We start from the raw sequence: 11144 nt of genomic DNA, 5'->3' as shown, positions 1-11144 counted from the left end.
AGGCTGGCTGGGTGAACAACCCGCCCGCGCTGACCCGCAGACTCGGTACTTTCGACGCTTCCTTGATTGGCCTCGGATCCATGATTGGCGCCGGGGTGTTCGCGGCGTTCACTCCGGCAGCCGCGGCCGCCGGTTCGGGCCTGTTGGTGGGCTTGGTGGTTGCCGCCTTCGTGGCGTTCTGCAACGCTACGTCCTCAGCTCAATTGGCCGCTGCGTATCCGACGTCGGGTGGCACCTACGTGTACGGGCGCGAGCGACTCGGTCCGTGGCCGGGCTTCCTGGCAGGTTGGGGATTCGTCATCGGCAAGACCGCCAGCGCTGCCGCCATGGCAATGACCTTCGCCGCCTATGCCGCGCCGCCCGGTTGGGAGCGGCCGGTGGCGATTGCCGCCGTCGTACTTCTCACGGCAGTGAACTACCACGGGGTGACGCGGACAGCGGGCCTGACGCGGATCCTCGTCATTGCCGTACTGGGTGCCTTGGCGATCGCTGTTGCAGCGTGCTGGGGCGGGAACGGGCTGGCGCTCGACAACGTGCTGGGGGAAGGGCTGCTGGCGCACGGTTGGTACGGGATACTGCAGTCGGCCGGTTTGCTGTTCTTTGCTTTTGCCGGGTATGCGCGGATCGCGACCATGGGCGAGGAAGTCATGGAGCCGCGGCGGACCATCCCACGGGCGATCATCATTGCGCTGGGCATTACCGTTGTTGTTTACGCGGTGATCGCCGTGACCGTGCTTTCAGCACTGGGGCCCGACGGCGTTGCCGGTAACCCGACGCCGTTGGCGGCCGCCGTCGAGAGCGGGACCTTGGCGTGGGCATCGCCGGTGGTGCGCATCGGGGCTGCCGTTGCGTCGCTCGGCGCGCTGTTGGCACTCATTGCCGGCTTGGGGCGAACGAGTCTTGCCATGGCACGCGAGTACGATCTTCCGCACGCCCTCGCCGCCGTTCATCCCCGGTATAAGGTTCCTCACCGGGCCGAACTCACCATCGCCGTCGTGATCTGCCTGGTCATAGTCGTGGCGGATCTTCGAGGGGCCATCGGGTTCTCGTCGTTCGGGGTGCTGCTGTATTACCTGGTGGCTAACATTGCCGCGTTTACGCAGCCCTACGCGGACCGACGGTATCCGAAGGTGCTGCAGGTTTTGGGTGCGGCTGCGTGCGTCGCTCTGGTTGCTACGCTGCCGCCGCTGTCTGTGGCGCTGGGCGTGGCCATGTTCGTCGTCGGCATCGTGTACCGGACGGTGCGGCTGCGGACTCGGTAGGTGGGGCACGCGTTAGGTGGGGCACGGCTCCACCGTGGGGTTAGGAACGATGGAGCCGTGCTTTGTGCTCCCTACGCCTGGAACGGATGGGGGTTCCCGCCGGACACCGGGTCTCCCGTTCCGGAAGCACACTCCGAGAGTAAGGGCAGTTTTTGGGCCTAGGTGTCGGTTCGATTTTCCTAGGTGGTGGAACTATGGCTTTTTGGGGTGGAACTATAGCTATTTGGGCCATTTCTCCTTGGCTGTCGGCAAAAATAGGTGCTTGAGGATGTTTCCTAGGTGGTGGTGCGGCTATGTTTTGGCGGCCTGATTGGACCCGGCTGGCAGAATGGCCGTATGACTGACACCCCGGTACCCGCCGTCGAACTGCGCATCACAATCAGCGACACTGAACCGGCTATCTGGCGGCAGCTGGTACTCCCGGAGAGCGCAACCCTTGAAGATCTGCACGAGGCGATCCAAGCGGCGTTCGGCTGGAACAACGCACACCTTTACGTCTTTTACGGAACGGAGCCCAGCGGAAGGCGGCGAGCCATAGGGGTGCTCGACGATGACTCCCCGGAAGGTGCTGAATCCGCGGGAGAGGTCGGGCTAATTGAGCTGTTCAACCCGGCTTCGCCTGGTGAGTCGGCATTCGAGTACGAGTACGATTTCGGTGACAGCTGGACTCACCAGATCGATGTCATCGGGGCAGCAGAGCTTCCGGCAGATACCTTCCTCTGCACTGGCGGCGCGATGCGCGGGCCGGTGGAAGATTCCGGCGGTGTGCACGGATACGCCAACGTAGTCCGCGTACTAGGGGATCCGAACCATCCTGAACATCGGGATGCCGTTTCCTGGTTCGAAACGGTGACCGGGGAGAAAGCCACCGGCTTCGACGCATCCGCCTTTGACCTGGAGGGCGTGAATACGGCGCTGGATCGACTTGCGCGCAGGCTTTGGGCAAAGCCACCCACGCCGGAAGACAGGAACGAGGTCCTTGCACCCGTCCTCTGGCTTTTGCGGGAAGCCGCTCCGGACGGGCTGGACCTCACATCGGCAGGATGGCTTAAACCGGCGATCATCAAGCGGATGATGACTGAACTCAACTGGGACGACGATTGGTTCGGGTCCGGCCGCAACGAGGTCAACATCCCCCATGTCATGGACCTCCGGGGACAGCTGCAACGCTGGAAGCTGCTGCGGAAGAGCAAGAACAAGCTGCTGCTCACTCCTCTGGGCCGTGGTGTGGTGCAGGACCCCTCGGCGCTCTGGGATTTCGTGGCGGACCGGCTTGCGTCCCCGGGCACACCTGCGGACGATGTGGTGATGAGGCTTCTTGTTCATTGGGAGCTCACTGGAACAGAACCAGACTGGAAGACGATCGACGAGGTGGTCCGCTCCGAGCTTACTTTTCGCGGCTTTGTCATGAAGGACGGCAACGGCGGCATCCCGTTGAACCTGGCCCGCGATCTCTATTTAGACGTACGGCGGCCCCTTGGCCTGTTGGCTCTCTGGGGCTCCCGCATGTGGGAAGGCCCAGAGCCGAAGCTATCCGACGCCGGCATCAAGTTCTTGCTGGACGTGCAGCAACGCTTGGATGCCAGCCAACGCTGACGCGGCTGAATCGGCAAGGATTCTGCTTGACCCGATTCACCGCCCAACGTGCTGCCCGTCCCCACGGTTTCAACGCTCGTCCCGACGGTTGGCCGGCTGCCTTCGAACAGATGCCCTGGAAAGGAAGAGTAGGTAAACAGCAGGTTCTCCTTTTTGTCACAGGCCGGCGATAGACTCACGGTCTACGGACGCGCTGGGGCGTTCCTGATGCTGGGGGTCTTTTCAATGAGTGCAGTCGGGGCTGGATTACGCGCGCTTAGTCACAGACGACGGCGGCGCCCAGCGGCGGTGCGGTCTGTCGCCGTCGGACTTGGGCTGGCGCTGGTTGGTTCCCTGGGGCTGATAGGTTCGCCGGCCATCGCGGACGCGGTTACTGACGTAGTTCCCGTCGGCACTAAGCCATCAGCAGTGGCCGTGAACTCCGTGACCGGTAAGGACTATGTAGCCACGGACTATGGAGTTTCCGTGCTGGAGGGTGCGGCGTCAGCGGGGATTCTGTACCAGGGAGACCGACCCGTAGACGTTGCCGTGAACGAGGCGACGAACAAGATCTACGTCAGTGAGACCGGCGGAACGGTTGCGGTGGTGGACGGCGTTTCCCGAGCAGTAACATCCGTGCCTGTTGGCTCGTCGCCCGGTGTGGTCTCGGTCAACCCGGTGACGAACAAGATCTACGTCGGGGTGAAGAGCGGGGTGACCATCATAGATGGTTCCACCCTTGCCACATCGTCAGTGCCGCTCGCCGGGGGAGCGCAGGACATCGTGGTGAACCCTGCTACCGGCAAGGTGTACGTCCTGTCCGGCGGAACAATCCAGGTTCTGGGTACTGGCGGAACGGTGACGTCTTCCATTAACATCGGCGCCGGAGGCATCCTGGCGCTCGCAGTAAACGTCAAGACGAATAAGATCTACTTCACCACGGTTGGACGCTACGGGGCCGGGGTTCACGTGATCGACGGCGCTACAGACACGGTCACGGATACCATCCCTTCCGCCACGTTCGTCGGTCAGCTTGCTGTAAATCCGGAGACGAACACCGTCTACGTGGCTGGGGACAGCACCTCCATCGACGGCTTCGTCCAGGTCATTGATGGCGTGACGAAGAAGCAGGTCGCCCAACTCAGGACTGCATCGCGCATTCGGGACGTAGTGGTCAGCCCGGGCACCAACAAGGCGTACGCGATCCTGTCCGGCAGGGGAGTGATGGTGGTGGACGGCGACACGCTTCGGGTGAGTTCGGTTTTTACGGGACAGGAGCCGATAGACGCTGCCGTGAACGCAGCCACGGGCCAGGTGTATGTGGCTAACCACAACAGTTCGTCGGTGTCCATCATCGATCCGGACGTTGCTGCTCCGGTCAAGAACGACTTCAACGGCGACGCGCACTCTGACGTCCTGGCTCGGGATGGTGCCGGGGTGCTTTGGCTGTATCCAGGCAACGGGACAGGTGGATGGCTTCCCCGCGTTCAGGTTGGCGTTGGCTGGAACGTGATGACGGCCTTAGTGTCGCCGGGCGACTTCAACGGTGACTCTTTGCCCGATGTCCTGGCTCGTGACAGTGCCGGGGTGCTTTGGCTGTATCCGGGCAATGGATCGGGTGGGTGGCTTCCGCGGGTTGCCGTAGGTCAGGGATGGAACGCTATGACCGAGATTGTCGGAATCGGTTCGTTCTACGGTGGCGGTTTCGCTGACGTTGCAGCACGCGATGCCAGCGGGACCTTGTGGCTGTATCGCGGAGACGGGCGTGGCGGCTGGCTTCCGCGGATGTGGATCGGGTCGGGCTGGAACGGCATGTCCGAACTCACCGGCGTAGCGGACTTCAACGGCGACGGCGTCACTGACCTCGCTGCCCGCGACAGCTCCGGCGCTCTGTGGCTCTACCCGCCGAACGGTATCGGCGGATGGCTTCCACGTCAGACGATCGGCCAGGGCTGGAACGTCATGAACTCTTTGACTGGACCCGGTGATTTCGACGGCGACGGACGGGCCGACATCCTTGCACGCAACCCTTCTGGCGAGTTGTGGCTGTACTCCGGCGCCGGGGGAACGGCATGGCCGTCAGCGACCCGGGTGGGCACGGGGTGGAACGGAATGACGGCAATTCTGTAGGACCCATACGCGCGAGGGGTGAGATCCCGGCGCTATCGATGTGGCTAAATGCCGAGATCTCACCCCTCGCGGGCTGAGCCCCGCGCCTTCTTTAGATCCGCACGCAGCCCTTTGTTGTCAGCACGCAGCTCGCGGTTGTCTTCCGAGAGCCCACGGTTGTCTTCCACCAATCCGCGGTTCTCTTCCTCGAGTTCCAGCACCAGCTTCACACCGGCCAGGTTCAGTCCCTCATCAAGGAGCGCCCCGATCCGCCGCAGCGTCTTCAGGTTCCGTTCGCTGTAGCGGCGGGTGCCGCCGTCGGTCCTTTCCGGCGTGAGAAGGCCCTTGCGCTCATACAGCCGCAGGTTCTGATGCCCTGTGCCCACCAGCTCGGCCGCTACGGAGATGGCATAGACACCCTGGTCGTCCCGCGAACCCGGGCTGCCGTCCGGTGCGGACCCCCCGCCCGAAGTGCCCCCGGCACCCGGCCCACCGCCGTCGTACTCCTCCGAAGGCCCCTGTAAACCAGCCATCAAGTTCACTCCAAAAATCTCTTGAGAAACCACTTGCACCACTCTCATGCCGGTGCTATAAAAAATCTATACCAACCACCACAGATCTGGAAGGGTTGGAAACACAACAGAATCGCATCAAAGATCTGAAGGAGTGAGAACCACAATGCTGATGCGCACTGACCCGTTCCGCGAATTCGACAGGCTCGCACAACAGGTTTTTGGCACAACAGCACGCCCGGCCGGCATGCCGATGGATGCATGGCAAGAGGGTGAAGAATTCATCGTCGCTCTCGACCTGCCTGGTGTAAGCCCCGAGTCGATTGAGCTGGACGTCGAACGCAACGTCCTGACCGTCAAGGCCGAACGCAAGTCACTCGCCGGCGAGGATACCGAGATGCTTGCGGCTGAACGCCCCCAAGGCGTCTTCAGCAGGCAACTCATTCTCGGCGACACCCTGGACACCGACGGCGTCAAGGCCAGCTACGACGCCGGCGTCCTGACGCTCCGTATCCCTGTTGCCGAGAAGGCTAAGCCGCGGCGCATCGAGATCACGGCCAACGGACAACAGCGCCAAGAGATCAACGCATAATCGAACCCGCTCCGCCGGGGCCTCCCCGGGGGTGGCCACTGACGGAGCGCGCAAGCGGGAGCATCAGACCGGCCGCATCGGAAAAATGGGCGCAGGCTTCGCGCCACGCCATAGCGCTTGTTGCGCAGAGGAAACACGGCCCCCGACGTTGCCTCCCGAAAGGATGGCCCCCGTCCGAACTGCAAAGTTCGCCCGGGGGCCATCGCCCAGTCCACAGCAACTTCACGGAACCGGCCTTGGGGAACAGCCAACCTGACTACTACGCGATCCTCGGTGTCGCGCCAACCGCGTCGGCACGCGAGATCACCCATGCTTACCGCTCGCTGCTGCGCCGGCACCACCCGGACACCCGACAGGCGGACCACGACGGCGGTGCCTCCGAGGCGTCCGACCTCCACCGCCTCCACGCCATCATGCAGGCATACGTCGTGTTGTCGGACGCAACTCGGAGGCACGAGTACGACCGCGCACGTTCCGGGTCGCCCGGCATCGGCGCTGGAACGCCGGTCAAGGTCCGGATTCACCGCACGACGGCGGCAAAGGAACCGGACGCTGCGGGGGAGGGCCCCAGGCATGCTCCGTCTGCAAGCGGGCCCGACCGCAGCGAGCCCCTGATCTTCGGACCCACCCGATGGGCACCCCTTCGCGGCCACTCAACACCAAGGAGACGCACATGAGTGCTTGGCGTTCGTACGACAGCCACCTGATCCCAGCGTTCTACGAGCGCTTCGAGCAACGCTGGGGGAAGGGAACTGCACCATTCCTGGATCCCGAGGTCCACGAGCAGCCCATGCCTCGCGCGCAATGGATCAACGTGGATACCGGAGCTGCGGTGGCGGTGGTCCCGATCTGGACGGATGACCCCCAACATCGTTCGTTCGGAGTCTTCTATCTGCCGCCCTCCGGGGACATTTGGATCCTCCGCCCGGGGCCCACCACATTCGTTGAGCCCGTTGCCGGTGCTTCACGGGAGCAGGTCTCGCTGCGAAACGATGCGTTCAAGAAGGCAGTGAACCACGCGAAGGAGTTCATCTACGGACCCCAGCCGTGACGCTCGGTGCCGTGGCGCCGGAACCAGTTCGCCGCCGTCGTGCTTTGCTCACCGAGGGGTGAGTTCTCGGGGCTTAGCGCCCGTCTAAGTGCCGAAAGCTAACCCCTCGGGGAAGGTGGGGTGCCGTGGCGCCGGAACCAGGTCGCCGCCGTCGTACTGCCCCCGCCGAGGGGTGAGTTCTCGGGGCTTAACGCCCGTCTAAGTGCCGAGATCTAACTCCTCGCGGCGAGGGTAAGAAGCAAAAAGAAGGCTGGTGCAACCTGGAGAGTATCCGTAGGTGGTTGCACCAGCTGCTAGTACGACGTTCTGTTATCAGTTGTGACACTTATTCATTGGCCGCTCCTAGTTCCCGGCTTCGACTTTTTCCGGGCCTTCTGAAGTCTGTGACGCCTTTTCCAATTTTACGGCCTTGATGCCCAAATTGCACGGAAAATGGGGGTTCCGCCGAGTGCCTGCCGGGGGAGCGGGGAGCCCCGTGGCACGATAGATCACGATGAAACTGCGCGCTGATCAGACCGGAAACCGTGGCCTCCCGATGCCCCTTTGGCTGCAGGGTGGTCTGGAAGCGGGGCAGGCAGCAATCCTCTCGGCCATCGTTGTGGTTCTTCCCCTGGTGGGAGTGTGGGCCACGGACGGATTCCAAAACCGGAACGTCGATGCTTTGGCTCGCTTGGCCGGGCAAGCCTGGCTCCTGATCCATGGCGTTCCCCTTCATCTGGCGCAGGTGAACCTTGGGACTGCAGCCCAGCCCGGCTCGGGAATGCTGTCCCTGATTCCGCTCGGGTTGACGCTCATTCCTTTTCTTCTGGCATGGCGTGCCGGCCGCAGGCTTGCCCGCGCCTCCTACACCGACCAGCTCTGGCAGGCGTTCCTTGGCGCGTCCGTGGTTTATGCCGCCTTCGGGACCGCAACGGGCTTCGTGTGCCGCACCCCGGACGTGGTCATCAACCTGTGGTTGGCGATGACCATCCCGTTGATTTCCTTCGGCCTGGGCATGGTGCTCGGCGCCCGGCGTGAGGCCGGTTCGTGGAGCCGCCTCATCGGCGTCGACGCCGTCGCGTGGCTGGCCAAGACCAGCCAGCATTCACGCTGGGCAGGGTCGTACGTCGGCTCTGCGTTGAAGGCCGGGTTCGTGGCGACCATGGCCGCTGTCTCCTTGGCAGCCCTGCTCCTTGCCGTGGACATCGTGTGGCATTGGACGGACATCATCGCCGTTTATGAAGGACTGAAAGCCGGTGCCCTGGGCGGCGCCGTATTGACCATTGCGCAGCTCGGGTTCCTGCCGAACCTGGTGATCTTCACCCTCGCATGGTCCTCCGGCGCAGGCTTCTCGCTCGGCGTGGGCTCCACCGTCGGACCTTTGGGATCCGCCGTCGGACCCCTGCCTGCTGTACCCATCTTCGGTGCGCTTCCCGCGGGCCAGCTCGACCTCGGCGGCATGGCCCTCGCCCTCCCCGTGGTGGCCGGCATCCTGGCCGGCTGGTGGTTCCTCCGTGAGGGCGAGAACCACTTTGACGAGTGGCTGTCCATCAAGATCAAAGCCCGGTGGTTCACGGCCGCCGCTTCAACCCTGTTCCTTGGTGCGTTCATCGGCGTAGTTGCGGGGGCGCTCAGCGGTGCGCTGGCGTGGATCGCCCGCGGCTCGGCCGGGATTGGCCGGCTCACGGAAATTGGCCCCAACCCGCTGTGGACGGCAGTCTGGGTGGCAGCCGAGGTGGGCATCGGCGTCGTGATCGGCTACGCAGTGGGGCCGTGGCTGGAACGCAGCCAGAAGCTGCGCGAAGCGAACCTGGACGAGCCAGCGCTCGACGACGAACACGCCTAAGCCGCCCGGCGTCCGCTCAGCGGATGGAAGCTAGCGCAACGCGCCCGGCATCGATTTTTCCAACTCGGACAAGCACTGCGACTTCGCGGTCTCCGTCAGCGCCGACCGCGTGCAGTCCTGGTACGTTGTGACGTGCTTGAAGAACAGGGCAGTAGTCAGGATCAGCAGGCACATGATCGCCGAGACAACCAACCCGGAAATGGTCCCGAACAACACCAACTTGGAATGCTTGTACTTCACGGCACGGACCAGGACGACGATCCCCAGGACAATGCCGGCGAGGGTCAGGATGGCACTGAGCCACACGTAATTGACGTTCAGCGAGAACACAAAGAACGATCCCAGGGCCGACAACAGGAACGCGCGGAACAGGATCTGCGTCACGCCAAGTGCGGACTTTTGCGCCTCGGGGCCGGGCTGCGGGCTCGGCCGGGGACCGACGTCGGGATTCATGTTTTCCAGCCTACGCGAGCCGCCCATAAGCTAGTGCAATGCGCATTGTTGTCCTCGTGTCCGGTACTGGCTCCAACCTCCAGGCTGTCATCGACGCCGTGAAGTCGGGTGAACTGGACGTGGAGATCGCTGCCGTCGGCGCTGACCGTCCGGACACCTACGGCGTGGAACGCTCCGACGAGGCCGGGATCGAGACGTTCGTGGTGAACTTCAATTCCTTCGAAACCCGCGAGGAGTGGGACGCCGCCCTGCGCGACAAGGTCCTTTCCTACAAACCGGACGTCGTGGTGTCCTCGGGCTTCATGCGCATTGTGAGTGCCGACTTCATCGACGCCTTCGACGGCAAATACGTCAACACCCACCCCGCGCTGCTGCCGTCCTTCCCGGGCGCCCACGGGGTCCGCGACGCCATGGCTTACGGCGTGAAGGTCACGGGCTGCACTGTGCACTGGGCCGACGCCGGGGTGGATACGGGCCCGATCATTGCGCAGGAGGCTGTGGTGATCCAGCCGGACGACACCGAGGAAACCCTGCACGAACGCATCAAGGTAGTGGAACGCCGCCTCCTGGTGCAGACCCTCGCGGACCTGGCCGCCGCCCCTTCCCCCAACTAGGTCGCATTTGTGCGCGTTTTGAACGCCCAGAACGCGCTGTGCTGCGACCTACATTTCGCCTAAGGGCCACGGGCTGTGGATAACCGGGCGGCGGCACTCTGATATTTGTCAGCATGGGGCATGAAGACACCAAGTGCCCTGCCCGATCCGCTGTCATCAACACCGTTCACGTGGCAAGAAGCCGCCCGGGCGGGAGTATCACGACGGCGGCTCAGTCACCACAGCCTGGCCTCACCCAGCAGGGCGGTTCGAGTGCCCGGATCCGGAGCCGACCACTCGTTGGCAGACATGGCCCGGCCCCTCACCCAGGTCACGGCATTCTCCGCAGCTTCACACGCCACGGCCTTCCTGCTGTGGGAGTTCCCGGGCTTCCTGCCGGGCAGCAATGAGCCTGTCATCCACATCTCCCGACCGGAGCCGATGGCGATCCCTCGCCGTCGAGGTGTTGTGGGGCATCGGGGCCAGTTCTTCGACGACGAAATCACCAGCTTCAACGGCCTGTACATCACCAGCAGACCGCGCACGTGGTTGGACTGCACTCGCAAAATGGACATTGACGAGATCACGGTGGTTGCAGATCACCTGCTCCGCATTCCGCGGCCGGAGTTTGAGGGGCGTACGGCACCGTATTGCACTCCCGATGAACTGGAAGAAATGCTGGATCGCCATTGGGGGACACCCGGAATCCGCAAGGCCCGCTTGGCTTTGGAGCAAGCGTGCATCGGTGCTGACTCCGCGCCGGAAACGCGACTGAGGCTGGCCCTGGGGCGGGCTGGGCTGCCCACAGCGGAAGCCAACGTGCGCACGGAACTGAGTCCCGGCGTCGAACGTCAACCGGACCTGAGTTTCCGCGAGTGGCGCGTGGCAGTCGACTATGAGGGGGAAGGCCATTCCGAGCCGGAACAAATCGTGCGGGATATCGAGAAGCAGGAAGACTTCGCCCGAGCAGGGTGGATCCTGGTCCGCATCTCAAAGCGCCACATGACCACTGACGCGACAACCGCTGTTCGGAAGGTCAGGCGCGCGCTCGAGCAACACGGCTGGTCACCCATCTAGGTCGCAGCAGTGCGCGTTTAGAGAGCTCTAAACGCGCACAAATGCGACCTAGCGGTTCCGCGCCGTCGGCGCCCCATGGAGTGGGGAAAGTGTGC

Annotated in this window: 11 protein-coding genes; 9 read left to right on the top strand and 2 right to left on the bottom strand. The window is 63.5% G+C overall.

Going from position 1 to position 11144, the window contains the following annotated elements:
* Nucleotides 1-11: 11 nt before the first annotated feature.
* From OCL88_RS16790 to OCL88_RS16780, 3 genes are all read left to right on the top strand, one after another.
* Entirely contained in the window at nucleotides 12-1262 is a 1251-nt protein-coding gene (locus tag OCL88_RS16790; protein WP_264963239.1) for an APC family permease, read from the top strand.
* 336 nt (nucleotides 1263-1598) lie between these two features.
* Entirely contained in the window at nucleotides 1599-2858 is a 1260-nt protein-coding gene (locus OCL88_RS16785; protein WP_207604995.1) for a plasmid pRiA4b ORF-3 family protein, read from the top strand.
* Between the two features lie 288 nt (nucleotides 2859-3146).
* Complete coding sequence (locus tag OCL88_RS16780; protein WP_264963238.1) at nucleotides 3147-4967, top strand: FG-GAP-like repeat-containing protein; 1821 nt, start codon at nucleotides 3147-3149, stop codon at nucleotides 4965-4967.
* A 59-nt stretch (nucleotides 4968-5026) separates the two neighbouring features.
* On the opposite strand, the gene OCL88_RS16775 is transcribed toward OCL88_RS16780, so the two are convergent.
* Nucleotides 5027-5479, bottom strand: coding sequence for a MerR family transcriptional regulator (locus OCL88_RS16775; protein WP_207604993.1), 453 nt, complete (start codon nucleotides 5477-5479; stop codon nucleotides 5027-5029).
* Between the two features lie 145 nt (nucleotides 5480-5624).
* Between OCL88_RS16775 and OCL88_RS16770 the strand changes: the two genes are divergently transcribed.
* The 4 genes from OCL88_RS16770 (at nucleotide 5625) to OCL88_RS16755 (ending at nucleotide 8926) form a co-directional block, all read left to right on the top strand.
* Nucleotides 5625-6050 carry an Hsp20/alpha crystallin family protein gene (locus tag OCL88_RS16770; RefSeq protein ID WP_062095613.1) on the top strand — a complete coding sequence of 142 codons (426 nt, stop codon included), beginning with the start codon at nucleotides 5625-5627 and terminating at the stop codon, nucleotides 6048-6050.
* 236 nt (nucleotides 6051-6286) lie between these two features.
* Nucleotides 6287-6727: a J domain-containing protein gene (locus OCL88_RS16765; protein WP_264963237.1), complete on the top strand. Its 441-nt coding sequence runs from the start codon at nucleotides 6287-6289 to the stop codon at nucleotides 6725-6727.
* A complete protein-coding gene (locus tag OCL88_RS16760; RefSeq protein ID WP_062095616.1) occupies nucleotides 6724-7101 on the top strand; it encodes a hypothetical protein in 378 nt (125 codons plus the stop codon). The genes OCL88_RS16765 and OCL88_RS16760 overlap by 4 nt, the downstream gene beginning before the upstream one ends.
* 493 nt (nucleotides 7102-7594) lie before the next feature.
* Nucleotides 7595-8926: a DUF6350 family protein gene (locus OCL88_RS16755; RefSeq protein ID WP_062095618.1), complete on the top strand. Its 1332-nt coding sequence runs from the start codon at nucleotides 7595-7597 to the stop codon at nucleotides 8924-8926.
* Nucleotides 8927-8956: 30 nt separating this feature from the next.
* On the opposite strand, the gene OCL88_RS16750 is transcribed toward OCL88_RS16755, so the two are convergent.
* Nucleotides 8957-9406 (bottom strand): hypothetical protein, encoded by a 450-nt coding sequence (locus OCL88_RS16750; protein WP_031217079.1) that lies wholly within the window; start codon nucleotides 9404-9406, stop codon nucleotides 8957-8959.
* Between the two features lie 11 nt (nucleotides 9407-9417).
* Between OCL88_RS16750 and purN the strand changes: the two genes are divergently transcribed.
* Nucleotides 9418-9993 (top strand): phosphoribosylglycinamide formyltransferase, encoded by a 576-nt coding sequence (gene purN / locus OCL88_RS16745; RefSeq protein ID WP_264963236.1) that lies wholly within the window; start codon nucleotides 9418-9420, stop codon nucleotides 9991-9993.
* Between the two features lie 120 nt (nucleotides 9994-10113).
* A complete protein-coding gene (locus OCL88_RS16740; protein WP_264963235.1) occupies nucleotides 10114-11049 on the top strand; it encodes a hypothetical protein in 936 nt (311 codons plus the stop codon).
* The last annotated feature ends 95 nt before the right edge of the window (nucleotides 11050-11144 follow it).

Origin of the sequence: Paenarthrobacter sp. PAE-2 (genome assembly GCF_026013155.1) — a bacterium.
In the GTDB taxonomy this organism is placed as follows: domain Bacteria; phylum Actinomycetota; class Actinomycetes; order Actinomycetales; family Micrococcaceae; genus Arthrobacter; species Arthrobacter ureafaciens.
This window is presented reverse-complemented; position numbering and strand designations above follow the sequence as displayed.